Here is a 25,424-nt window from a genome sequence, read left to right on the forward strand (position 1 = left end):
GTGATTTTTGTGTCGCGTATATAAATAATATGCGAAGAGGTGAGAGAGTTAAAATGAGAACTCGTATCGAAAGAACTGAAGAGGTGGTAGAGCAACTGCCGTTGGTAAGTGTATTAATTCCTACGTATAATCGTCCTCGTTACTTTGAAAAGGCGCTATGTAGTGTGTTAGAACAAACGTACCCTAATATAGAAATTATAGTTGGAGATGACAGCACGAATGATGAAACAGAAAAAGTGTTACAAAAATACTTATGTGATCATTCAAATATTATTTATATAAAAAATAAATCAACTCTTGGACAGTTTGAAAATGCGTTAATGTTATTTAATGAAGCGAACGGTGAGTATATAAATTTTTTAATGGATGATGATGTATTTCATGTGAATAAAATTGAAAAAATGATGAAGTATTTTTTCGATGATTTAGATAATGAAATTAAGCTTGTAACATCTCATCGTCAAGTCATTGATGATAAAGGGAAAGAGCTACGACATATTTATTCGACTGTCCGTTTATTTGAAGAGGATACCATTATAGCGGGAACAGAATTAGGAAATAAGGTAATTGTGGATCAAAAAAATTATATTGGAGAACCGACAACAGTTTTATTTCGTAAAAATGATTTACAAGAACCGTTTGGGATTTTTGATAAGAGGCGGTATTTATGTAACGTAGATATAGCTTCATGGTTATCTTTATTAAGTAAAGGAAAAGCTGTATATATAGCAGAGACACTTAGTTACTTTCGATTACATCCAGATCAACAGTTAAATGAATCTAATAAAATGATGGATGGGTTAGAAGATTTTTCACACAGTATTATAGCAGGAGAACAATATGGTTTCTTATCCACTGAAAAAGAGTTAGACAAAGCGATAACTAATTTTCTAGATTATGCAAGAAGGATAGTTCCATCATCAATATTATATACATTAGACTATTACCAAAAAATTAGAGCGAAGAAAATAAACATAGAAAAGAAAAAACAACATATAAATAATAATTCTTCTTTACCGAAAGTAAGTATACTTATTCCTGCATACAATAGACCTTATTACTTGGAATTAGCACTCAACAGCGCTTTGAATCAAACATATGAAAATATTGAAATTATTATTTCTGACGACAGTACAAATGATGAAGTCAATGCTATGATTCAACCGTACTTACGTGAATATGAGTGTATTACATATGTTAAAAATGAAACGCCGTTAGTTGCTGAAAACTTTAATAAGTGTGTAGAACTTGCGAATGGGGACTATATAAACTTTTTATTAGATGATGATTTATTTCATCATGAAAAGATCGAGAGAATGATGAAATACTTTTTGACGTTAGAAAATATTTCATTTGTGACGTCATATCGTGAACTGATTGATGAGAATGGAGAGATATTACCACCTTCAACATTAAATATGAAAATCGCGAAAGAAACTACACTTTTTGAAGGAAAAGAATTAGGGAATTATATGTTAAAAAACTTGAAAAATGTAGTTGGTGAGCCGACAACTGTTTTGTTTAATCGGAATTTGTTTGACGGGAAGTTTGGATATTTTAAAGGAAAGGCTTATTCTGCTATTAATGACATTGCAACTTGGCTAGATATGATGAGGAAAGGAAAAGTAGTTTATATACAAGAACCTCTTAGTTATTTTAGACAGCATAGTGGACAAAATCAAAAACAAATGCATTTTATTTTAATGACAATTGAAGAGTGGATTGAATTAATTATAGATGCATATAATAGTGGGTTTTTAAGCTCCGAAAGTGAGTATAAAGAGAGTTTATCTTATTGTTTAGAAAATGCGGGATTTATAGTTAAGGATGCAGTAAGAAATGGCGAACTAGATCAAATTTATAATGAAAAGATAAAAAAAGGCTTAAACAAGTTAGTTGCTCATATGTTCGAGAAAGAATGTTGTTATTGTCAATATTGCAATCAACAATTTAAAAAATTTTCACCTTGGCCAGCACAATATGATTTTCCGAAATATAAATTTGAAATGTGGAATAAAGATACAGGGATATGTCCAGTTTGTAATTCGATGGATCGTGAAAGATTGTATCGTGCGTACATTGAAACGGAAACGGACTTGTTAAATAGAAACTATACTATGCTTCATATTGCACCTGAAGCGAAGTTAAGAGATTGGTTTAACGAGTATAAAAATATTACGTATGTATGTGGTGACTTAGAACCAAAGGATCCATTAATGAAGGAAATTGATGTTACAAGGATTACATATGATAGTAATACTTTTGATGTAATATTATGTAGTCATGTGTTAGAACACGTTCCTGATGATGATAAAGCAATGCGAGAGTTATATAGAGTGTTAAAGCCAAATGGATGGGGAATTATTCAAGTACCAATCGTAATGAATGTAGATTTTATTGTAGAGAATGAATTAATTGTAACACCACAATTGAGGAAATTAGCTTTTGGTCAAGAAGATCATGTGAGAATTTATAATCAATCGGGATTTATTCAACGATTAATGAATGCAGGATTTAAGGTAGAATTATATAACATAGCGGAAAAACAAGGAATGAAAAGTGCTAGGAAATTTGGATTATCTGAAACAGATATGCTCTATATTGTCCGAAAATGATAGGAAGGAATAGATAGATATGGAGAGTATTCCTTTTTTACGTGCTTCAACTGTACCTGTAAGTGAGTATTTGGATGAATTGAAGGAAATTGATACATCTCACATATATACGAATTATGGACCTATAAATCAACGTTTTGAGGAAACAATTATGTCGTCATTTTTTCAAAACAGGGGAGCTGTTACAACAGTAGCAAACGCAACGTTAGGGTTAATGGCGGCTATTCAACTAAAGAAAAGAAGAAAGGGAAAGTATGCTCTCATGCCTAGCTTTACATTCCCTGCGACTGCCTTAGCCGCTATTTGGTGTGGATTGGAACCTTACTTTATTGATATTTCAATAGATGATTGGTATATGGATAAAACCGTACTTTTGGATAAGATAGAAGAATTAAAAGAAGAGGTTGCGATTGTTGTCCCGTACGCCACTTTTGGATCATGGATGAACTTAGAAGAATATGAAGAATTAGAGAAGAAGGGGATTCCGGTTGTCGTAGATGCGGCGCCAGGATTTGGTTTAATGAATGGAGGAATGCATTACGGTCAAGATTTTAGTGGAATGATCGTATATAGCTTTCATGCAACAAAGCCTTTCGGAATTGGTGAAGGAGGGCTCATATATAGTAAAAACGAAGAAGATATACAACGTATTAAAAGAATGGGGAATTTCGGATTTGATAAAAATCGTGAATGCACGATGATGGGGTTTAATTGTAAAATGTCTGAATACGCAGCAGCTATTGGGATTGCGACTATAAAAAAGTGGGATCAAAAATTAAAAGAACGCACTCGTATTTCTGAATGGTATAAACAGTTGTTACAAAATACTGGGTTAATGAAAAAAGGGTGGAAAGTCCAAAAGACAGAAGCAGTTATTCACCAATTTATGCCTATCATTTGTCCAGAAGAAGTTCGCAACATACAAGTAATAGAAGAACTGAAAAAACAGAAAATAGAAGCTAGATTATACTTTTCACCATCTTGCCACCAACAAGTTCTTTTTAAAAACTATAAGTCTACAGATTTAACAAAGACGAATAAAATAGCAAAACGAATCGTAAGTTTACCTTTATGGGAAGGAATGACGAAAGAACTAGTAGAGCAAATTGTAATCTGTTTAGAGCAGAAGGTGGTGTCGGTAGATGAATAGTTTTTATAGTCAAGAAGAACTAAAGGAAATTGGATTTTTATCTGTTGGGAAAAATGTATTGGTTAGTAAAAAAGCAAGTATATATAATCCGAGTGCTATATCAGTTGGCAATCATGTAAGAATTGATGATTTTTGCATTTTAAGTGGCAAAATCACAATTGGAAGTTATTCGCACATATCAGCGTATACAGCGTTATATGGAGGGGAAGTTGGGATTGAAATGCATGATTTTGCAAACATCTCAGCTAAAACAATCGTATATGCAGTACTTGATGATTTCAGTGGAAATACATTAATGGGGCCAACCGTCCCAAATCAATATAGGAATGTGAAAGCAGAAAAAGTTATTTTTAAAAAACATGTGATTATTGGTGCTAATTCTATTATTTTTCCAAATGTAACGGTAGGAGAAGGTACGGCAGTCGGTGCGATGAGTATGGTAAAAGAGAGTTTAGATGATTGGTATATTTACGCTGGAGTTCCCGTAAGGAAAGTAAAACCTCGTCAAAAAAAGATGCTAGAGTTAGAAATTGATTTTTTAAAAAGCATTCATTCTTAACAAAAAAGAATGAATGCTTTTTATTTTTATCCCGCTATTTGCCGATAAAGAGTCGACTTGTGAGGGCTAATTAAAGTTTCACTTTATGATAGAGCAGAGTGTATCTTAACTTATTATGTTTTAAATTTTGCTGACCAAGGCAATACTGAGCCATAGTGAATGTAAAGTTGGAGGGCGAGCGTATATGTTTGATGAGGATGGGATTGTTTTAATTATGGAACCAGCTGATGAAAGAAACTTGAGGAGATTTATTTTTTCAGTGCCAAAGTCAGTGTATGAAAAGAAGGGGCTTACATTGCACTATGGAACAGCTATAGGACAAGGGTATATGGATATAATTGAAGATATTATAAGCGTACATATAGAAATAGATGTTGTAACGATAATAGGGCATGTAAGAGGGTAAATAGCTATTTGAAAAAGGTTATAAACAATTTAGCTAGAAGTTATGTATAGAGAAAATTACAGACAATTATAAGGACGAAGGGGGTCTAAAATGAAAATAAAATCAATTGTATTAGTATTCATAGTTTCAATTGGTTTAATGGGATGTTCAATAGTGGAAGAAGGAAAGAACTCCATAGATTATGCTCAAAAGGCGACAGACTATGTAAATGAAATAAGTGCATTTGCAAATGATGCACCAGCATTAGCAGAAAAGGCCGTTAATGATAGCGAGGCTCGAAAAGAATTAGAAACGAAGCTTAGTGAAATTAAACAAGATATACCCGCATTCAATGAATTAACGCCACCTGATGTAGCAAAGGATCTTCATCAACAAATCGTCGGATATAACGAAAAGTTAAATACGTTAATTGATACGGCGAAGACAAAGATAGAAGAAGGCAAAGTGGATGTAGAGCAATTTAAAAACTCTGAGCTTATGCAGACGGTAGATCAAGTTCGAGATTTGAAAGATAAAGTGCAAAATTTAGGTCAATAGTAAAAAGCTCCGTTTGTGATAAACGGAGCTTTTTACTATTGGATACAATAAACGATTACACCAACGATAATAATCATGTTGCCGATGAGTTTACGTTTCGTTATTTTTTCTCCTAGGAAATACCAACCGAAAATTAATATGATGATATAACTTAAGGATTCTAATGCTGATGCTTGTTTTAATGCCATGCCCTTCATGGCGATAACATTTAATCCGGCGTTAATTACAAATAAAGAGTAGCCGATAATAACATAAGGATTCACATATTCTTTTATTCTAGAATCGTATTGTTGCAAAGTAGCTTTTTTTAATAATATTTGTGAGTAATTAGCTAAAATTATCCCGAAAATAAATAATAACATATAACTATTCATCTTTTGTCACCACCACAATCCCGACGATAATAATAGCTGCACCAAGTAAATGATTCCACTGAATCGTATCTCCAAATAGAAATACTGACCAAAGCATTGACCACAGTATAATAATTCCGCGATGTGAATATGCTTTTGAAATTTCGAAATGTTTAATTACTTGTTGCCATAAAATTGCATATCCGAATAAAAGTATAACTAGTCCGAAATAAGCAACAAAAAATGAGATGGAAGCAATGGGGAATTTAGCTGCCCATTTCATGTAAACCATAATGATAGAATATATCAAAAAAGCTACATGTAAAAATACGTAATTTTTAATAGTTGGTTTCATTTATTCACTCTCTTTTGCATATAAATATATATTTATACCTAATTTTTCTAATGATATATATTGGAACGTATTTTGTTTAACCTTTCACATTCCAAATTATATAGTATCATGGCTTTTATTGTAAAACAATAGAAGCTATCTATGAATTCATTTTTTCCAAGGTTCTACAATATGTATCGTTTTATTTGTTGCATCCAACTCTACTTGAACACCGATAGGTATGGTAATCATGGGATGTGTATGACAACAATCGAAGTCAGCTAGAAAAGGAATTCTTTGATTTTGAAGTACTTCTAATAGTATTTCAAAAGGTTTTCGGTTGGTACCACAATCATCAAATTGCTCGTGTTTTCCAAGAATGATACCTGAAATTTTATCGAATACACCGTTAATTTTAAGTAATGAAAAGCTTCTTTCAATAGTAGCTGCATCTTTTGAACTGTCCTCAATAAAGAGAATGTCGCCTTCTTGAATATGTGGCATATAGGGACTACCCAAAATTCCTTGTATCGTGTTTAAATTCCCGCCAATAATACGCCCAGTAGCTTTTCCATCAATTACTGAAATCCAATCGTTTGGTCGAAGTTCTTTCTCCTTCGTCTTTTCTTCCCAATTAATAAATTCATCTGACCAAAATAATGGTTGTTTTATATGATAAGGAAGAGAATGATCATGTAGTAAAGTTTCAGCAAAATATTTGTATGTACAATCAACAAAAGGTTCAAATTCGCCAAAGGAAGGGACGAGAGCTGGTCCATAAAATGTAGGGATTCCTGTTTTGGCGTAAATTCCTAGTAATAAAGCAGTTGCATCTGAATACCCAATCATTATTTTAGGGTTCTTTAGAAAAGCATCATAATCAATATAAGGTAATATTGAATTTGAATTCATCCCACCAATTGTTGACATAATACAAGAAACATTAGGATTTCTTATCAAGACATTTAGTTCCTCAGCACGCTCTTGTATACTACCAGAACGATAAAAATCATATCGACCTGTTAATGAACCTTCTAATATATGAAACCCTTTCTGTTGTAAGTAAGATTTTGCTCGTTCAAATCTTTTTGGAGAAGTGTAGGTTACTGGTGAAGAAGGGGAGTAGATCCCAATTGTGTCTCCGTATTTTAATGATTTTGGAAGTAGCATTTGTATGAATCCCTTCTATTAAATAGTTTATCTCGCTATTTGACGGGTAGCCCGATTGGGGGGCTGATTAAAGTTTCGCTTTATTTACGAGATTTTATTATTGAATATTCTTACGTTTCAATATTGTAAGTTTAACATAAATAAATTAAAATAATCATTGCTGTATATGAATAAATATACCTTTTACCTTGACTATATAAAGGAATTGTTGTTAAGGTTAAATATGAGTGTATAAAAGGTTTGCTAAAGGAGTTTTGAAATGAATCGGTTAAAATGGGGAAGGATGACAGTCCTATTAGTTATTATTTTAGGGATATGTTGGTTCTTATTCCAAGGAAATCAAAAGAGCATAGCGAATGTAGAGGGACAACCTTTGCAAGTGGCAGAACTACCTAAAGCAGGATTTACTGAAAAAGTAGTCCCGCCAAAGTACATCCCACCAGAAATTAACGCAAAAGCAGCTATGATTATCGATGCGAGTGATGGAGATATTATTTATCAATATAATGAAAATGAAGCTTTTGCACCGGCTAGTATGTCTAAGATGATGACAGCGTATCTCTTACTAGAGAGTATACATAACGGGAAAGTTCGCTGGGAAGATCCAGTAAAAATGAGTGCGAAGGCGGCACAAACAGAAGGAGCGAGAATCCCAGTACAAGTTAATGACACATTAACTGTTAAAGATTTATATCATGCATTAATGATTGAGTCAGCTAATAATTCGGCTGTGGCCTTAGCAGAACATATGGCAAAATCGGAGAAAGATTTCGTTCAGCTTATGGATGCAAAAGCGAAACAGTTAAAAATGTCGGAACATGCTAAATTTGCAAATGCTTCTGGATTACAAGAGCCAGATGGAAGTGAAACAAAAATGACGGCTGCTGATGTAGCGCAATTGGCGTATCATCTTATAAAAGATTATCCGGAAATATTAGAAGTGACTCACTTACGTCAAAGTCAGCTAGCATTTAATAATATTAATGTTATAAGCACAAACGACATGTTAAACAAAAATAATAAAAGTTTATATATAGAAGGAATGGACGGACTAAAGACTGGATTTACAGATAGCGCAGGATACTGTTTTACTGGGACTGCAAAGCAAGGTGATAATCGAATTATTACAGTGGTCATGGGGACATCAAGTAAAACAAAACGTTTTACAGAGACAAATAAGTTAATGTCGTATGCATTTGGATTAGTTAATTAAGTAAGTAAAATACGAATCTAGATCGCTACATAAGTAAGACTGTTTGTTGTTACTAATTTTAGATAACAACAAACAGTCTTTTTATTTTTATTTTAAAAAGGAAAAAGCTTCTAAATATAAGTGTTATTATTTGAGTTTGTTTGTTGCTGTGATATTATAAAGTTATAAGCTTATTAATAATAAGTTTGAGGGGCGTAATATGATATATACATATGAAATAGCCTCAATTGAAAATTGGAGGGAATTATGATGGCAAAAGATTTTTACTCAGCAATTGAAGACAGAAGATCTATTTATGCAATTAGTAAAGAGCAAGTAGTTTCTGATGAGAAAATTCAAGAAGTGATTTATCATGCTGTAAAACATACACCTTCAGCTTTTAATTCTCAAAGTGCTCGCGTTGTTGTTTTATTAGGAGAACAACATGATAAATTATGGGATATTACGAAAGAAACGTTACGAAAAATTGTACCTGAAAATAACTTTGCACCTACTGAAGAAAAAATGAATGCATTTAAAAGTGGTTATGGAACGGTTTTATATTTTGAAGACAGTGAAGTAGTGGAAAGCCTTCAAGCTAACTTTGCATTATATAAAGATAATTTCCCAACTTGGTCTCAGCAATCATCAGGAATGTTACAATTTGCAATTTGGACAGCTTTAGAAATTGAAGGGTTTGGTGCTACGTTACAGCATTACAATCCGCTAATTGATGAAGAAGTGAGAAAAGAGTGGGATGTTCCAGAGAATTGGAAACTTATTGCACAAATGCCATTTGGTAAACCGGTAGTACATGCTGGTGAAAAAGAATTCCAACCGCTAGAGGACCGTGTGAAAATTTATAAATAATTTGATAAAAGGTGAACAGGAATATAACCTGTTCACCTTTTTTTATACGTAATAAGGGTTTTTTTGTCTGGCATTTTTCATCTGATTTTTTAATTCATTTTTACGTGTTTCAATAGCTGATACTTTTTGTAATGTTATCATTGAAACGAATTGAATAAAAGCATAGTATAGCTCTATATTTTTTTGTATTGGATCATCTATTATATTTTTCACAAATATGCCTCCTCTTTTTATTCCAATAAAACTCCGTATTAATGGGAAGCCCGAGTGGTGAGGGTTAATAATTAGCGGAGGATGTATAAAACCCTTACTGATTAAAGTTTCATTTTATAAGGGAATGAAACTTTAATCAATTCGCTAAAATTCTTTTTTATTAAGATATGTATATAATACTATAAATATCCTATAAATTCCATTATGGGAAAAAGAGAACAGTTGATATAGTGTGTGTTTTCTTTAAAGGAGAAATGGCTTTTTTGAAATAAATCTTACAATTCGTCAAATTATTTCAAAATTGTAGATAGTATAGAAATTTAGTTTTCTAAAAATATTATACTATTGATAAATAGAGTGATTTTTGTCATGATGAAAGTATACTTCATGTAAGGAGCTTTATAAGGAAATACATAATGTGGTTTGTATTAGGTTAATAGAATTTTTTATAGAAGATAGAAAAGGGATGTTTTATATTAAGATATTAAATGGAATGTCGAATTTTCATGCGATATATGAGAAATTTGAAAAAATCATTGCAAAAATACTATAATTAATGATAAAGTTCACATGAAGTTCACACAGATTTCACTTCGTTCGTTTAAAATGAACTCTGTGTGAAAAATAAAACTCTTGCTAAAAAATGGAACTGGATGAATATTTTACTTTGATAATATTGTAAAGTATTAAAGTTTTAGTTTTTTTTTAAGAGGATAGTAGGGAAAGGAAGTAAAGACAACTTATGAAAAAAGTAATTGCAGGTTTAGCAGCAGCTTCTGTAGCTGGCGTTGCAGTTCCAGGAATGGATTCTGCTCATGCACAAGTTTCAAATGAAGCGCTAAAAGAAATTAATGGACAAACTCAAACTCAAACGACTGTAACTGAAACAAAAACTGTAGAAACAACTTCTGAATTAAAATACACAGTAACTGCTGATGTATTAAATGTTCGTTCAGGTGCTGGTACAGGACATAACGTTATTTCTAAAGTAAAGTCAGGCCAAGTGCTACAAGTAGTTGGACAAGAAAATGGTTGGTTCAAAGTAAACGTAAATGGTCAAACAGGTTATGTAAGTGGTGACTTCGTAACGACTGGTGGCAAAACAGGAACGACTGTTCAACAAGGAACAGGTACTTACACAGTAAACGTTTCTTCACTTAACGTACGTACAGGCCCAAGTACATCTCATACAGTATTAGGTTCTGTAAACAAAGGTAAAACAGTACAAGTTGTAGGTGAAGTACAAGATTGGTTTAAAATCAACTTCAATGGTGGAACTGGATACGTAAGCAAAGACTTCGTAACAAAAGGTGGTTCTGCTGTATCTAACGAAACACAACAACCAACTACAAACAACAATACTACAACAGTTCAAACTGGTGGTTCTTATGTTGTTAACACTGGTGCTTTAAAAGTACGTACAGGCCCAGCTACATACAACGCTGTAATCGGTGGAGTAACAAATGGTAAAGTATTAAACGTTACTGGTGCTGAAAATGGTTGGTACAAAATTAACCATAACGGCCGCACAGGTTACGTAAGTGCAGACTTCGTTAAGTTTGTAAAAGGCGGAGTAAACAACGTTACAAATAACAATAATGTTACAAATAACGTTCAACAACCAGGTAAAGACGTACAAAAACCAACAACAGGTGGAGATACATCTTCAATCGCTGGATTCGCTAGATCTTTAAATGGTTCACCATACAGAACTGCTGGTACAACACCTGCTGGTTTTGACTGCAGTGGATTCATTCACTACGTATTAAATCAAACTGGTCATAAAGGCGCTCGTCAAACAGTTGCTGGATACTGGAGCTCTAAAACAAAAACTAGCAATCCACAACCAGGTGATTTAGTATACTTCCAAAATACTTATAAATCAGGTCCTTCTCACATGGGTGTTTACTTAGGAAACGGTCAGTTCATTAGTGCAGAAACAGATGCAACTGGTGTACGTATTAGTTCTGTAAGTAACTCTTACTGGAGCAAGCACCTATTAGGTTACACAAAAGCATACTAAGAAAAAGTAGTTTTATATACTTTTCGTATAGAGAAAAGGCTTTCCAAGGAAACTTGGGAAGCCTTTTTATAGTTGAATAAATTGGAAGTTTAATAGTTTTTATTTTAACTTTCCATTTAAAAATCGATCATATAAGTCATGGAAATAGTTAGGACGAAATAAGTTCGCTGCATGTCCCGCTAACGGTATTTCCTTATATAGAACGTTAGGCAAAATAGATTTCAAATCAAATAGACAAGATTTATAGAGATGATCATGCTCTCCCATTACCCATAGTATAGGGTGAGGAAGTGATTTTAATTTAGATTTTAAATCGAATTCTAACCTATGTCGTAATGACTGGGCAATTATGGATGAATGTAATTGTAATCCGAAACGGTAGTAAATATTTCTTGAAATGACTGCGAACGGATTTGCTTTTAATATACCGCTTGGAAAAATAGTATTTGCGTATTGAGAGAGCCATTTAGAGTATTCATCTCCTCGCTTCTCCCAAAAATTTTGAAATACATTATATAAACGAGAAGGGTTATTGTAATGTCCTCCAATATGACAAATACTTAATACTTTTTCTGGATGCATTTGTGCAAAAATTGTAGAGATGTAACAGCCGTAACTTAGCGCACAAATATGTGCTTTTTTAATACCTTCTTGTTCATATAAGTTTAATAATTGATCTACGAGGCGCTGTAATGAAAAGTCGATTGCTTCTCCTTTATCATCACCGTGACCTAATAAGTCATAAGTTATAATGTTGTAGGAGGCAGAAAATCGTTTTTGCTCTTTTTTGAAGGCGCGACGATTGCCAACTAATCCATGAATAAAAATAATTGTTTCCTTTTCAGAATGTATATTTGTTTGCAAAAAGGATACTCCTTTCACTAACTGGAGATTTATATCGTGTTTTAAATTATTTATCTATAATTTACATAGAATAATATTAAGTACCAGGTAATAATATCAGATGTTTATATCTGTTGTAAAGATGAGTTTTTATGTATATTTTGTAAAAATAGAAAAAGTGTGTTTACATTCAGTTTACATTTGTATCGTATTCTAATTTTAGAAAGAACAGTTTTGTTTAACATGAGGAGATGAACAGGAATGGAAGTTAGAAATGAAATAAAGAAAAAAGGGAGTTGGAGGCAGTTTTTACGCCTTATTCAAGATACAAATCCTCCGAAAGGAATTTTAGTTTTTGCGTTGTTAATGAGTTTGCTTTCTACGGGAGCGAGTTTATTTATTCCTATGCTGACAAAAGGATTAGTAGATAATTTTTCGCTTTCTTCAATTAGTGCAGGACAAATTGTTGGGTTAGTTGCTTTCTTTGTAATGCAAACTATTGCGGCAGGGTTGTCTATATATTTACTAAATTATATTGGGCAGAAGATTGTAGCGGGACTAAGAGAACGTTTGTGGAAAAAGGTACTTATCTTGCCGGTATCTTATTACGATCAAAATAGAACAGGTGATACTATTAGCCGTATGACGAATGATACAGGTGTTGTGAAAACGTTAATTTCTGAGCATTTGTCAAACTTATTAACAGGTGGTATTTCAATTGTTGGATCGTTAATTGTATTATTTGTTTTAGATTGGAAAATGACTGCGTTACTTTTAACGGTTATTCCGCTGTCTGTGTTAATTTTAGTTCCACTTGGACGAAAAATGTATAAGATTTCAAAAGCGCTTCAAGATGAAACTGCATCTTTTACAAGTGTGTTAACGCAAGTGTTATCAGAAATTCGTTTAGTGAAATCTTCAAATACAGAAAAGAGAGAATATGAAACGGGTAATACAGGTATACAAAAGTTATTACAATTTGGTTTGAAAGAAGGAAAAGTGCAAGCATTAATTTCGCCAGTTATGTCGTTTGTTTTAATGGCACTACTTGTTATTATCGTAGGGTATGGCGGGATGCGAGTTTCTAGCGGTGCATTAACAACCGGTGAACTTGTAGCGTTTATTTTGTATTTAGTTCAAATTGTAATGCCAATGAGTCAATTATCTATGTTCTTTACACAATTCCAAAAGGCAATTGGTGCAACGGAAAGAATTAGTACGATTTTAGAATATGAAGTAGAAGATCATGAAACTGGTGTGAAAGTGACAAATGCTAAGCAACCGATCGTTCTTGAGAATGTACATTTTGAGTATAACGAAGAAGAGCAAGTTTTGAAAAATATTGATTTCACAATTGAATCTGGAAAAGTGACAGCGATTGTAGGACCAAGTGGTAGTGGGAAAACAACGTTATTCTCATTACTGGAACGTTTTTATGAGCCAACTAGTGGTGCCATTAAATTAGGAAAAGAATCAATTACGAGTTATTCATTAGAGTCATGGCGACGTCAAATTGGTTACGTATCACAAGATAGTCCGTTAATTGATGGAACGATTCGTGATAATATTTGTTATGGTGTCGAGGGCGAAGTAACGGATGAAGAAATTGAAAAAGTAGCTGCAATGGCATATGTTGATGCATTTATTCATGACTTACCAAACGGTTATGCAACAGAAGTTGGAGAACGCGGTGTGAAACTTTCTGGAGGACAAAGACAGCGAATTGCCATTGCCCGAGCGTTACTTCGAAATCCGCAAATTCTTATGTTAGATGAGGCGACTTCAAGCTTAGATAGTAAATCTGAGTCTGTCGTTCAAAAAGCGTTAAATAACTTAATGAAAGGCAGAACAACGTTAGTGATTGCGCATAGACTTTCTACTGTTGTAGATGCAGATAAAATTGTCTTTATTGAGAAAGGGAATCTTACAGGTAGTGGTACGCATGATGAATTATTACAGACGCATGATATGTATCGTGAGTTTGCAACGCAGCAATTGAAAATTAAAGAGGGGGCATTATAAAATGAATCATCAGTGGGATTTTACTCAACTGATGATTCATTTTTAAACAATATATTAGATGCTAAGTAGAAAGGAAATGGTTCCTTTGATACCTAAAATTTTAATAGTAGATGACGATCCACACATTAGAGAACTCGTTTCGGTATTTTTAGAACGAGAAGGTTTTCAAACATATGAGGCAATTGATGGAGTAGATGCACTTCAGAAAATGGATGACGTAAAAGTCGATATGGTTATTCTTGATATCATGATGCCAAATATGGATGGATTTGATGTATGTTTTGAATTAAGAAAATACTATGATATCCCGGTTCTGATGCTAACTGCCAAAGGGGAAACATCACAAAAAGTAAAAGGATTTCACCTTGGGACAGATGATTATCTTGTAAAACCATTTGACCCTATAGAATTAGTAGTGAGAGTAAAGGCATTATTGAAACGTTACCAAATTACAGTTTCCCAATCGATTCAAGTTGGAAATGTATTATTAAATCGTAAAACATTCGAAGTTACATCTGGAGAACAAACGGTTACATTACCGTTAAAAGAATTTGAGCTGCTCTTTACTTTAGGGTCTAAATCGGGAAGAACTTGTTCGAGAGAGCAATTAATTGAAGAAATATGGGGATATGATTTTGAAGGGAATGAGCGTACACTAGACGTTCATATTAATCGGTTACGTGAGAAGTTTCAAGAAGAGCAGTCGAAATTTAGTATTAAAACAATAAGAGGATTAGGGTATCGCTTAGAGGTAAGTAAATGAGAAAAAGAAAACGAATGAGTAAGTTGAAGATGCTGAAAGTATTTGGAGCGGTATTAGCGCTCTTTTCTTTTCTTACTATCATTTGGTCTATCGCATTTTATGTAGCAACTAGTATATTGAATGCTTTTGACGTAAACGTATCGCCGTTTGTTGCCTTTCTAATTAGTGATATGGTCGGTTTTGTATTTATTATTCTTATTTGGACATTGATTGGAATATTAATGAGACCAAAACGAGAGGCGATGATTTGGACTATTATTGAACCGATACAAAAAATTGCAAAAGGAGACTTCTCCGTAAAAATACGAAATGAAGAAAAGTATGATGGAGAAATTGGCGTGCTCGTAAAAAGTATAAATGATATGACAGATGAACTGAATACGATGGAGAAAATGAGACAAGAATTTGTATCGAATGTTTCTCATGAAATACAGTCACCATTAACTTCTATAAAAGGATTTGCTAGAGCACTACAAGAAGATAATTTTTCTGAGGAAAAAAGAAAGCATTATCTTACCATTATTGAAACTGAAACAACGAGATTATCTAAACTAAGTCAAAACTTATTGAAGCTAACTCTTTTAGAATCAGAAGAGTATACACCAGAAAGAGTGGGTTATCGATTAGATCAACAGTTAAAGCAAATTGTGTTAAATAGTGAACCACTCTGGGCTGAAAAAGAAATTGAGTTAGAACTAGATTTAGAAAAAGTACATGTTATTGCTGACCAAGAAAGTATGAGTCAAGTGTGGATTAATTTAATTCATAATAGTATTAAATTTACTCCAAGCGGTGGTACGATTACTATTCAGTTAAAGGAACATGAGACAGTAGTGGAAGTGCGTATCCGTGATTCAGGAATTGGTATATCAGAAGAACAGAAACAACATATTTTTGAACGTTTTTATAAAGCGGATTCTTCACGAAATCGTGCCTATGGAGGAAGTGGCTTAGGTTTAGCTATTGTAAAGAAAGTACTCGACCTTCATCAAGGAGAGATAAAAGTGGAGAGTGAGGAGGGAAAAGGTACTGAATTTATTGTGCGTATGCCGAATCATGAAGAGAAATAGTGTTAGAAGGAGAACCTTCTAACACTATTTCTCTTTAAAAATGCATTTGCCGTTACTGCAATTATATTGATAAGCTTTTCCTTCGCTTTTCATACTCATACACTCCCCTATGCTGGATTTGTTTTTATTTTACATGAATAATGGTAAAAAAATGAAACTTATAAATAAAAACTTTCTATAGTTACCTACAAGTAACCTACGCACATGAAAGTGCATCATTGCCTTTTTACATAAACATAGATACAATTTTAATATAATACATAACTGAAATGATTAAGGAGTGTTATACTTGGCAGAATTATTACAAGGTAAAAATGCTTTAATTACAGGAGCCGGTAGAGGGATTGGTCGCGCTGTAGCGATTGCATTAGCGAAAGAAGGCGTAAATGTAGGACTTTTAGCTCGCTCAGAAGAAAACTTAAAAGCTGTAGCGAAAGAAGTAGAAGGCGTAAAAGCTGTTATTGCAACTGCAGATGTTTCTTCATACGAAGAAGTAACAACTGCGATTGAAACGTTAAAAAATGGTTTAGGATCTATTGATATTTTAATTAATAACGCTGGTATTTCTAAATTCGGTAAGTTTTTAGAACTAGACGTTGCTGATTGGGAAAAAATCATTCAAGTAAACTTAATGGGTGTATACTATGCAACTCGTGCAGCTTTACCGAGCATGATTGAACAACAATCTGGTGATATCATTAACATTTCATCTACAGCAGGACAAAAAGGTGCACCTTTAACAAGTGCATATAGTGCTTCTAAATTTGGTGTCCTTGGCTTAACAGAATCGTTAGCGATGGAAGTTCGCAAACATAACATTCGTGTAACAGCTTTAACTCCAAGTACAGTAGCAACTGATATGGCTGTAGATTTAGGATTAACTGATGGAAACCCTGATAAAGTAATGCAAGCGGAAGATATTGCAGAATTTATCGTAGCGCAGCTGAAATTAAATAAACGTACATTTATTAAATCTGCTGGGCTTTGGTCTACTAATCCATAGGAATTAAATTTAACTTTAAAAGAAGGGATATCTATTCTGTAAGGGGTAGATGTCCTTTCTTTATTTTTTGTATTCGAGACAGAATTTTCGGTATAATTAAAAGTGAATGGTAGAAAGCATTGGGAAATTGAAAGGGATGGCAGTTGTAAAAGAGTGATGTAAGGAGGAAAAAGGGATGAAAAAGAAGTTTCAAAAATTATAACATGTATCGTGTATAACGAGATTAGCTCGTGGACCTCCAATATACATAACACTATATTATATATTAAAAAATTGGAGGATATAAGTAGATGAGAACTGAAAAAGAAATGTTAGACGTAATTATAAATATAGCAAAAGAGGATGAAAGAATTCGAGCAGTTATCATGAATGGATCGCGTGTAAATCCAAATGTGAAAAGAGATTGTTTTCAAGACTATGATATTATGTATGTTGTAAATGATATACAATCTTTTACGTCTAATCATAATTGGGTTCATAGATTTGGAGAAATAATGATAGTACAAATGCCAGAAGAAATGTCGTTAGTTCAACCAGATGAAGATGGGAAGTTTCCATATTTAATGCAGTTCATGGATGGGAATCGGATTGATTTAACGCTAGTTCCAGTTGAGTTAATAAAAAAGTTCGTTGGACAAGATAGTTTAAGTAAACTGCTTCTTGATAAAGATAATTGTATGGAAGGATTCCCGCCAGCAAGCGATAAGGATTACTTAATAAAAAAGCCTACAGAAAAAGAGTTTTTGGATTGCTGTAATGAATTTTGGTGGTGTAGTACGAATGTGGCAAAAGGGCTATGGAGAGAAGAGCTTTCTTATGCAAAAGGAATGCTTGAAGGACCAGTGCGAGATATGTTCATCGTAATGCTAGAATGGTATATTGGTATGAAAACAGACTTTACAGTTAATACAGGGAAGTTTGGAAAGCATTTTGAGCAATATATTGAAGAAGATATGTGGGAGCAATTTAAAAGGACATTTTCTAATGCAGAATATGAAAACATATGGGATTCATTCTTTGTCATGGGTGATTTATTTAGGGAAGTGGCGAACGAAATTGCTAACACGTATGAATATCAATATCCGCAAGATGATGATGATAAAGTGACGAACTATTTAAAACATGTGAAAGCTTTGCCGAAAGATAGTACATCGATTTATTAATAATATAAAGCAGCAAGACTGTCCTAATTAAGGACAGTCTTATTTTTTGTTTATGAATAACAATTTCTCTAACAAAGTGCAGAGGAATCACATATGAAAAATTAGGGAGGTTTTTTTATCATGTATTATTTTTATTCGCCACAAATGTTTGCTCCATATCAATGGGGACTAGAACGAGATGTTTCGTATGCTTATATGCCATATAACTCATTTTATTATGGAGACTATATAAGTTCATTGCCATACGTATATACCCCTCAAAACTATGAAGTACAAATGAAAGCATATGAGCGTGGATCGTGGACACCATTTTCATGGGTCGAAAAATATGCGTACGCATTTTCCGGACCGTATAATAAAGCGGAAGTAGCTCTTACATTTGATGATGGACCAGATTTAGAATTTACGCCAAAAATTTTAGATAAGTTAAAACAACATAATGTAAAAGCGACTTTCTTCTTACTTGGTGAAAACGCAGAAAAATTTCCGAACGTAGTAAAGCGTATTGCGAATGAAGGGCATGTAATTGGTAATCATACGTATAGTCATCCGAACTTAGCGAAAGTAAATGAGGATGAGTACCGTAATCAAATTATAAAAACGGAAGAAATATTAAATCGTTTAGCTGGTTATGCACCGAAGTTTATACGTCCGCCATACGGTGAAATACTTGAAAATCAATTAAAATGGGCCACAGAGCAAAATTTTATGATTGTACAGTGGAGTGTTGATACGGTTGATTGGAAAGGTGTGAGTGCTGATACGATTACAAATAATGTGTTAGGGAATTCATTTCCTGGAAGTGTCATCCTCCAACATTCAACACCAGGTGGGCATTTACAAGGATCTGTAGATGCACTAGACAAAATCATTCCGCAGTTAAAAACGAAAGGGGCACGTTTTGTAACACTTCCAAGTATGTTCCAGACATCAAAAGAAAGAAAGTAAATGTGTTATAAATTGGGAAAATAAGGTTTGTATCGTATAATGAAAGTGTAAGTTAGGGGGGATATAATTGATTTATGCACTAGTAAACATAGGAATAAGCATATTGATTAGTATTATTTTTATACTTGCGGCAATTATTCTTCAAAAGAATCCACCGACCGATATTAATGCGGCATATGGTTATCGTACGAAACGATCTATGAAAAATAAGGAATTATGGGGTGCGGGTAACAGGTATAGTGCAGAAGTGATGAAGCAAAATGGATTCATCATGATGTTAATTGGAAGTGTTATTAGTATACTGTTTAGATATCCACATACAATAATAGCGATTATGGTGGTTATGCTGTTATTAATTATTCGTTTATTTATACAAGTAGAGAATAAATTAAAGATACTTGAACAATAATAAAAAAAGGACTCTACGCAATATTATGCTAAGAGTCCTATTTTATTTATAAACTATTATTTTTTAATAATTCTTTTCCTTTCTCTATAACAAATTCATAGTATGCAAGATCATATGGATAAATATCATCAAAAGTTATCGTTATGGGTTTATTGCTCAAAACAGAAGTAGCTGTAAAAGATGAAATTTCACCATTTAATAGTTGTAGAAAAGAAGTTGCATGTACTTTCATCACATCGTCTACTTCTTCACCTGGTGCGAATGGAAGTTGATTGATGACATTGTGAAAATACATATGACAAAATTCACGATCAGTAAGATTTGAAATTTCATAATCTATTTTAAAGATTCCTTTGTATACTAAATCAGTAGTTTGAAAGGAAAGCCCCAATTCTTCTTCGATTTCACGAAGACCACCAATTTGTACATCTTCATCATGCATAATATGTCCAGCTGAAGTAATATCCCATATAAGTGGAGCTTCTTTTTTATTTTTAGAGCGTAATTGGAAATATAAAAACATATCTTCATCATTTTTTTCTACAAACCAACAATGAAATGTTTCGTGCCAATCACCGTCACGATGCACTTCATCGCGTAATTTCTTCCCAAGTGTATTTCTTTCAGAATCAAATATTGTTAACCACTCTGTCATTTTAATTCCCCTTTCTGCAAATTTTATTATACAATATTCGTATTGAATTTTGGGAAAATAAAGAAAAAGGGGCGATTATAAGTGGAGATAGAGCGTATGGAAATAAAATCGATTATTTCAACAGAGGAAGAGTTACGGAAAATATTGAGGAAACCAAGTGAGCGAGCATTGAAAAAAGTTATTTCATCATTAGACCACCATTGTGTAGATTTCCTTTCTAAATCGCCTTTTCTAGTATTATCTACTGCAAATAAGTTGGGGGAGTGTGACGCCTCGCCGAGAGGAGACGCACCTGGATTTGTATACGTACTCAATAATAATAAAATTATCATTCCAGAAAGGCCAGGAAATCGTCGTATAGACTCCATTTTGAATATTATTTCAAATCCACGTGTAGGACTAATCTTTTTTATTCCAGGTCTTGGGGAGACACTTAGAATAAATGGCCGAGCGTATATTACAAACGATGAAGAAATTTTGAAAGAAATGCAGGCGAATGGACGTAATCCGTTGCTTGGAATTGTTGTTGAAATAGAAGAGTGTTACATTCATTGTGCAAAAGCGTTTATTCGTTCTAAGATGTGGGATCCAGAATCTTGGTTACATAAAAAAGAGTTACCTTCAGCAGCAAAAATGTTGTTAGAGCATGCGAAAGTGAATGCTTCAGAAGAAGATGTTGCACGTTCTTTAGAAGAAAGTTATACAAAAAGATTGTATTAAAAATTTTATTGATATAATTTTGTAAGGTGAGTATGTACGGGGTTTAGAATGGGAATTTATCCCGCATTAACGGGCAGTAACACCCCTATCTCCAAATTCAGCGAAAGCAAAGAAGTTAGGTGGGGATCAACTGCCCGTAAAAGCCCGATTGGTGAAGGCTAATAATCAGTGGGGATGAACAAAATCCCCACTGATTAAAGTTTCACTTTATATATGAACCGTTGATTTATAAACTGAAGAAATGACAAAATAGGTAAATTGAGTGGCAGTTGCATAATGCTATTGTGAAATATAATAAAAAATTATTTTGAAAATAGTTAGTAAAAATAGGCTTGCTTTTTAAAAATTTGATAACTATAATAAATTAACAAATAAACATGAACGAAAAAGTAACGATAAGGACACGAAATCATTTTTACGGTTTACAGAGAGGGAAGCCAAGGGTGTGAGCTTCCTAACACGAGAAATGATTTTACCACCTTTGAACTTCAATAGTGAACGAGTAATCTAGTAATTATTGGCGGTATCAGCCGTTATCTGAACTTGAGCAATCTAGGAGGAAATACGTCTAGATTGGAACAAGGGTGGAACCACGAAAACACATTCGTCCCTTTCCTAGGGATGAGTGTGTTTTTTTATGGTATAAAGGATTGAAAATTTAAAATAATTAAAAAATAGTATTGATTTTGTTTTTTATGCGAGTATAATGAGTTAACAAATAAACATGAACGAAAAAAGTAACGATAAGGACACGAAATCATTTTTACGGTTTACAGAGAGGGAAGCCAAGGGTGTGAGCTTCCTAACACGAGAAATGATTTTACCACCTTTGAACTTCAATAGTGAACGAGTAATCTAGTAATTATTGGCGGTATCAGCCGTTATCTGAACTTGAGCAATCTAGAAGGAGATACGTCTAGATTGGAACAAGGGTGGAACCACGAAAACACATTCGTCCCTTTCCTAGGGATGAATGTGTTTTTTTATTACTTTGAAAGGAGGTGCGGTAACATGAAACGATTTATAAGTACGGAAATAACCACCACCTGCATGACAAAAAAGCAGAGTAAGGTGATTGATAGAGATAAATAATAAAATTGTAGGAGGAGATTAGAAGATGAATAACGTTATAAATGTTGGGGTATTAGGTTTAGGTACGGTCGGAAGTGGTGTTGTCCATATTTTGAAAGAACATTATAAAAAAATCGCTCTTGATACAGGATACGAAGTGAAAGTGAAAACAGTCGTTGTACGTGATTTGGAAAAAGAACGCGATGTTTGTATTGACGGGATTGCAGTAACAAGTCATGCAGATAAAGTTCTAAATGATTCAAATATTGATATTGTAGTAGAGGTAATGGGCGGAATTGAAGAAGCAAAACAGCATATTGTTAAGGCTTTACGAAATAAAAAACATGTCGTAACAGCAAATAAAGATTTAATGGCTGTATATGGTGCAGAGCTTCTTCAACTGGCGAACGATAATGATTGTGATTTATGTTACGAAGCGAGTGTAGCGGGCGGTATTCCAGTGTTAAGAGGACTAACTGATGGGCTAGCATCAGATCAAATTGAAAAAATAATGGGAATTGTAAATGGTACAACAAATTATATGTTAACAAAAATGAGTCAAAATGGATGGTCTTATGAAGAGGCTTTACAGGAAGCACAAAAATTAGGCTTTGCAGAATCGGATCCGACAGCAGATGTAGATGGACTAGATGCGGCGAGAAAGGTAGCAATTCTTGCAAACTTAGGTTTTTCGATGAATGTTTCATTAGATGATGTGCAAGTAAGAGGGATTCGAAAGGTCGAAAAAGAAGATTTACAAATGGCTGAAAAGTTAGGATTTACTATGAAGTTAATTGGTAAGGCTGAAAAACAAGGACCAGCCATTCATTTAAGTGTAGAACCGACGCTTTTACCGAGCCAGCATCCATTATCAAATGTGAATAATGAATTTAATGCGGTGTATGTCCATGGCCAAGCGGTAGGAGAAGTGATGTTTTATGGACCCGGAGCTGGGAAGTTACCGACTGGTTCTGCTGTAGTAAGTGATATTATTTCAATCGTTAAAAATATGAATCAAGTTCCAAAAAATAAAAGTGCGTTAAAAGAACCAGTTCCTTATGAATTACAAGGTGATGAAGAAGTAGTTTCGAAATATTTCTTACGCATTTCATTACAAGATGAGCCTGGGATGTTACAAAAAATAACAGAATGTTTCGTTAATTATTCTGTAAGTTTAAAAGAGGTTATTCAATTACCTTTAAACCGTGAACTGGCAGAAGTCGTTGTTGTGACACATCGAACTTCCAAGTATCAATTTGAACGAGTTTTAGAAGCGATAGAAGCTGTCGCAAGTGAAATAAACAGTTACTACATTATTGAGGAGGAAAAACAATATGTATAAAGGACTATTAAAACAATATGCGTCTTATTTACCGGTGAATGAAAATACACCTGATGTCAGCTTAATGGAAGGAAACACACCACTTATTCCATTATTAAATATATCAAAACAATTAGGGATTCAGCTATATGGTAAGTACGAAGGAGCGAATCCGACAGGTTCTTTTAAAGATCGTGGTATGGTCATGGCAGTTGCTAAGGCGAAAGAAGAAGGTTCAGAAGCAATCATTTGTGCATCAACAGGTAATACATCAGCGTCAGCTGCAGCATATGCGGCACGTCTTGGGATGAAATGCATTATCGTAATACCAGAAGGAAAGATTGCACATGGAAAATTAGCGCAAGCGGTCGCTTATGGAGCTGAAATTATTTCAATAGAAGGGAATTTCGATGATGCGCTTAAGGCTGTAAGAAATATTGCTGCAGAAGAGCCGATTACGTTAGTAAACTCAGTAAATCCTTATCGAATTGAAGGGCAAAAAACAGCAGCGTTTGAAATTTGTGACCAATTGCAAAATGCACCAGATGTTCTAGCTATCCCTGTTGGGAATGCAGGGAATATTACAGCGTATTGGAAAGGCTTCTGTGAATATGAGAAAGAAAAAGGTTATAAAAAGCCAAGAATTCATGGCTTTGAAGCGGAAGGAGCAGCTGCAATTGTAAAGGGACATGTAATTGAAGAGCCTGAAACAATTGCAACAGCGATTCGCATCGGTAACCCAGCAAGTTGGTCGTATGCAGTAGAGGCTGCCGAGCAGTCTCGTGGTGAAATAGATATGGTATCAGATGAAGAAATTTTACATGCGTATAGGTTATTAGCAAAAACTGAAGGAGTTTTCGCTGAACCAGGATCAAATGCTTCATTAGCCGGCGTAATTAAACATGTTCAATCTGGGAAAATCAAAAAGGGAGAAACAGTTGTTGCGGTATTAACTGGAAATGGTTTGAAGGATCCTGATATCGCTATTTCTTCAAATCAACTAGACATCGCAAGTGTGTCAAATGATATAGAACAAATTAAAGATCATATTAAAGGGGTGATTATGTCGTGATACCATTTAGCGTTCGTGTCCCTGCTAGTACGGCGAATGTTGGTCCTGGATTTGATTCAGTTGGAATAGCTTTGTCATTGTATTTAGGTGTGGTGGTTAAAGAAAAAGCTGATAAATGGCAAGTAATCCATTCCTTTGAAGAATCAATTCCGACAGACGATAAAAATTTAATCGTTAGCACGGCATGTAAAGTATGTCCTTCTATATCACCCCATATAATAGAAGTTACTAGTAATATCCCATTAACGAGAGGGCTAGGAAGTAGTGCATCAGCGATTGTAGCTGGGATAGAGCTTGCGAATCAACTAGGCAATTTGAACTTAACTGCTGATCAAAAAGTTCAAATTGCTACAAATTTTGAAGGACATCCTGATAATGTTGCTGCTTCTATATTAGGTGGAACTGTAATTGGAGCACTTGATGGAAAGGATGTTTCCGTCGTAAGAATTGAGAGCAAGGAATTGGGTGTAATTTCTCTCATTCCGAATGCAGAATTAAATACAGATGAAAGTCGATCTGTATTACCAAAGATGTTTCCGTTTCATGAGGCAGTTAAAGCTAGTGCGATAAGTAACGTATTAGTAGCTGCATTATGTCAAAAGCGGTGGGAAGTTGTAGGTGAAATGATGGAGAGAGACCATTTTCACGAACCATATCGTTTAGAACTCGTACCATTATTACCATCTATTCGTAAATGCGCAAAAGAATTTGGTGCGTACGGCACAGCACTTAGTGGTGCGGGGCCATCTATTTTTATATTAACGCCATATGAGAAGCGTCAAGAAATCGCTGAGCAATTAGCGAGAGTATTTACAGATATGAAAGTATGTGAGCTTGAAATCGACCATAAAGGTATTATTGTAAATAAGGAAGAGCATATTGGATCGTAAAGAAAGCTGGCATGGCTAGCTTTCTTTACGTTGCAAACCTATTTTAAATTAG

The 25,424-nt window shown here is 34.0% G+C and carries 25 protein-coding genes, 1 pseudogene and 2 other annotated features; of the genes and pseudogenes, 19 read left to right on the top strand and 7 right to left on the bottom strand.

Annotated elements, in window-relative coordinates; genetic code table 11:
• The first annotated feature begins 53 nt into the window (after positions 1 to 53).
• The 5 genes from NST27_RS09395 to NST27_RS09415 all read left to right on the top strand — a co-directional run bounded on the left by NST27_RS09395 (position 54) and on the right by NST27_RS09415 (position 5,267).
• A complete protein-coding gene (locus NST27_RS09395) occupies positions 54 to 2,615 on the top strand; it encodes a glycosyltransferase (RefSeq protein ID WP_001260420.1) in 2,562 nt (853 codons plus the stop codon).
• A gap of 19 nt (positions 2,616 to 2,634) precedes the next feature.
• On the top strand, positions 2,635 to 3,765 hold the full coding sequence (locus tag NST27_RS09400; protein ID WP_000443944.1) for a DegT/DnrJ/EryC1/StrS aminotransferase family protein: 1,131 nt from the start codon (positions 2,635 to 2,637) through the stop codon (positions 3,763 to 3,765).
• A complete protein-coding gene (locus tag NST27_RS09405) occupies positions 3,758 to 4,324 on the top strand; it encodes an acyltransferase (protein WP_001084164.1) in 567 nt (188 codons plus the stop codon). Before NST27_RS09400 ends, NST27_RS09405 begins: the two co-directional genes overlap by 8 nt.
• A 184-nt stretch (positions 4,325 to 4,508) precedes the next feature.
• Positions 4,509 to 4,730 (top strand): hypothetical protein, encoded by a 222-nt coding sequence (locus tag NST27_RS09410; protein ID WP_000459099.1) that lies wholly within the window; start codon positions 4,509 to 4,511, stop codon positions 4,728 to 4,730.
• 90 nt (positions 4,731 to 4,820) lie between these two features.
• Positions 4,821 to 5,267: a DUF6376 family protein gene (locus NST27_RS09415; protein WP_000695229.1), complete on the top strand. Its 447-nt coding sequence runs from the start codon at positions 4,821 to 4,823 to the stop codon at positions 5,265 to 5,267.
• Positions 5,268 to 5,302: 35 nt separating this feature from the next.
• Here NST27_RS09415 and NST27_RS09420 read toward each other — a convergent pair whose 3' ends face one another.
• The 3 genes from NST27_RS09420 to NST27_RS09430 all read right to left on the bottom strand — a co-directional run bounded on the left by NST27_RS09420 (position 5,303) and on the right by NST27_RS09430 (position 7,124).
• A complete protein-coding gene (locus NST27_RS09420) occupies positions 5,303 to 5,641 on the bottom strand; it encodes an EamA family transporter (RefSeq protein WP_001089868.1) in 339 nt (112 codons plus the stop codon).
• Positions 5,634 to 5,975, bottom strand: coding sequence for an EamA family transporter (locus NST27_RS09425; RefSeq protein ID WP_000805125.1), 342 nt, complete (start codon positions 5,973 to 5,975; stop codon positions 5,634 to 5,636). Before NST27_RS09425 ends, NST27_RS09420 begins: the two co-directional genes overlap by 8 nt.
• Before the next feature lie 147 nt (positions 5,976 to 6,122).
• Positions 6,123 to 7,124: a S66 family peptidase gene (locus NST27_RS09430; RefSeq protein ID WP_000926324.1), complete on the bottom strand. Its 1,002-nt coding sequence runs from the start codon at positions 7,122 to 7,124 to the stop codon at positions 6,123 to 6,125.
• A gap of 259 nt (positions 7,125 to 7,383) precedes the next feature.
• Here NST27_RS09430 and NST27_RS09435 point away from each other — a divergent pair, with 259 nt between their 5' ends.
• On the top strand, positions 7,384 to 8,337 hold the full coding sequence (locus NST27_RS09435) for a D-alanyl-D-alanine carboxypeptidase family protein (RefSeq protein WP_001080870.1): 954 nt from the start codon (positions 7,384 to 7,386) through the stop codon (positions 8,335 to 8,337).
• 246 nt (positions 8,338 to 8,583) lie between these two features.
• Positions 8,584 to 9,186 (top strand): nitroreductase family protein, encoded by a 603-nt coding sequence (locus NST27_RS09440; protein WP_001987122.1) that lies wholly within the window; start codon positions 8,584 to 8,586, stop codon positions 9,184 to 9,186.
• 42 nt (positions 9,187 to 9,228) lie between these two features.
• On the opposite strand, the gene NST27_RS09445 is transcribed toward NST27_RS09440, so the two are convergent.
• Positions 9,229 to 9,399 carry a hypothetical protein gene (locus NST27_RS09445; RefSeq protein WP_000789344.1) on the bottom strand — a complete coding sequence of 57 codons (171 nt, stop codon included), beginning with the start codon at positions 9,397 to 9,399 and terminating at the stop codon, positions 9,229 to 9,231.
• Positions 9,400 to 10,141: 742 nt separating this feature from the next.
• On the opposite strand from NST27_RS09445, the gene entFM reads away from it, so the two are divergent.
• Positions 10,142 to 11,422, top strand: coding sequence for an enterotoxin EntFM (gene entFM, locus NST27_RS09450; protein ID WP_000755525.1), 1,281 nt, complete (start codon positions 10,142 to 10,144; stop codon positions 11,420 to 11,422).
• A gap of 99 nt (positions 11,423 to 11,521) precedes the next feature.
• Here entFM and NST27_RS09455 read toward each other — a convergent pair whose 3' ends face one another.
• Entirely contained in the window at positions 11,522 to 12,286 is a 765-nt protein-coding gene (locus tag NST27_RS09455; RefSeq protein WP_001194306.1) for an alpha/beta fold hydrolase, read from the bottom strand.
• A gap of 240 nt (positions 12,287 to 12,526) precedes the next feature.
• Here NST27_RS09455 and NST27_RS09460 point away from each other — a divergent pair, with 240 nt between their 5' ends.
• From NST27_RS09460 to hitS, 3 genes are all read left to right on the top strand, one after another.
• Positions 12,527 to 14,287: an ABC transporter ATP-binding protein gene (locus tag NST27_RS09460; RefSeq protein ID WP_000453867.1), complete on the top strand. Its 1,761-nt coding sequence runs from the start codon at positions 12,527 to 12,529 to the stop codon at positions 14,285 to 14,287.
• A gap of 85 nt (positions 14,288 to 14,372) precedes the next feature.
• A complete protein-coding gene (gene hitR / locus NST27_RS09465) occupies positions 14,373 to 15,050 on the top strand; it encodes an envelope stress response regulator transcription factor HitR (protein ID WP_000612414.1) in 678 nt (225 codons plus the stop codon).
• Positions 15,047 to 16,120 carry an envelope stress sensor histidine kinase HitS gene (hitS, locus tag NST27_RS09470; RefSeq protein ID WP_047385968.1) on the top strand — a complete coding sequence of 358 codons (1,074 nt, stop codon included), beginning with the start codon at positions 15,047 to 15,049 and terminating at the stop codon, positions 16,118 to 16,120. Before hitR ends, hitS begins: the two co-directional genes overlap by 4 nt.
• Before the next feature lie 24 nt (positions 16,121 to 16,144).
• Here hitS and NST27_RS29545 read toward each other — a convergent pair.
• Positions 16,145 to 16,213: pseudogene (locus NST27_RS29545) on the bottom strand (DUF3139 domain-containing protein); the annotation flags it as partial.
• Between the two features lie 196 nt (positions 16,214 to 16,409).
• Here NST27_RS29545 and NST27_RS09475 point away from each other — a divergent pair.
• From NST27_RS09475 to NST27_RS09490, 4 genes are all read left to right on the top strand, one after another.
• Positions 16,410 to 17,123, top strand: a complete 714-nt coding sequence (locus tag NST27_RS09475) for a 3-ketoacyl-ACP reductase (RefSeq protein ID WP_047385970.1) — start codon at positions 16,410 to 16,412, stop codon at positions 17,121 to 17,123.
• A 290-nt stretch (positions 17,124 to 17,413) separates the two neighbouring features.
• Positions 17,414 to 18,286: an aminoglycoside 6-adenylyltransferase gene (locus NST27_RS09480; RefSeq protein ID WP_001258543.1), complete on the top strand. Its 873-nt coding sequence runs from the start codon at positions 17,414 to 17,416 to the stop codon at positions 18,284 to 18,286.
• Positions 18,287 to 18,406: 120 nt separating this feature from the next.
• On the top strand, positions 18,407 to 19,234 hold the full coding sequence (locus NST27_RS09485) for a peptidoglycan-N-acetylglucosamine deacetylase (protein WP_000291224.1): 828 nt from the start codon (positions 18,407 to 18,409) through the stop codon (positions 19,232 to 19,234).
• A gap of 67 nt (positions 19,235 to 19,301) precedes the next feature.
• On the top strand, positions 19,302 to 19,643 hold the full coding sequence (locus NST27_RS09490; protein WP_000638563.1) for an SdpI family protein: 342 nt from the start codon (positions 19,302 to 19,304) through the stop codon (positions 19,641 to 19,643).
• Between the two features lie 46 nt (positions 19,644 to 19,689).
• Here NST27_RS09490 and NST27_RS09495 read toward each other — a convergent pair whose 3' ends face one another.
• Positions 19,690 to 20,298 (bottom strand): NUDIX hydrolase, encoded by a 609-nt coding sequence (locus NST27_RS09495; RefSeq protein WP_000141391.1) that lies wholly within the window; start codon positions 20,296 to 20,298, stop codon positions 19,690 to 19,692.
• 81 nt (positions 20,299 to 20,379) lie between these two features.
• On the opposite strand from NST27_RS09495, the gene NST27_RS09500 reads away from it, so the two are divergent.
• The 4 genes from NST27_RS09500 to thrB all read left to right on the top strand — a co-directional run bounded on the left by NST27_RS09500 (position 20,380) and on the right by thrB (position 25,372).
• Positions 20,380 to 21,018, top strand: coding sequence for a pyridoxamine 5'-phosphate oxidase family protein (locus NST27_RS09500; RefSeq protein ID WP_061661732.1), 639 nt, complete (start codon positions 20,380 to 20,382; stop codon positions 21,016 to 21,018).
• Positions 21,019 to 21,401: 383 nt separating this feature from the next.
• Positions 21,402 to 21,633, top strand: a binding site (T-box leader).
• 116 nt (positions 21,634 to 21,749) lie between these two features.
• Positions 21,750 to 21,981, top strand: a binding site (T-box leader).
• A 154-nt stretch (positions 21,982 to 22,135) separates the two neighbouring features.
• The gene (locus NST27_RS09505) at positions 22,136 to 23,431 is read left to right on the top strand and encodes a homoserine dehydrogenase (RefSeq protein WP_047385973.1); all 1,296 of its coding nucleotides are present in this window, start codon (positions 22,136 to 22,138) and stop codon (positions 23,429 to 23,431) included.
• Positions 23,424 to 24,482, top strand: coding sequence for a threonine synthase (gene thrC, locus NST27_RS09510; RefSeq protein WP_000276439.1), 1,059 nt, complete (start codon positions 23,424 to 23,426; stop codon positions 24,480 to 24,482). Before NST27_RS09505 ends, thrC begins: the two co-directional genes overlap by 8 nt.
• A complete protein-coding gene (gene thrB / locus NST27_RS09515; protein WP_000612105.1) occupies positions 24,479 to 25,372 on the top strand; it encodes a homoserine kinase in 894 nt (297 codons plus the stop codon). Before thrC ends, thrB begins: the two co-directional genes overlap by 4 nt.
• Positions 25,373 to 25,424 lie beyond the last annotated feature (52 nt).

Origin of the sequence: Bacillus sp. FSL W8-0770 (genome assembly GCF_038008705.1) — a bacterium.
Classification (GTDB): Bacteria; Bacillota; Bacilli; order Bacillales; family Bacillaceae_G; genus Bacillus_A; species Bacillus_A cereus.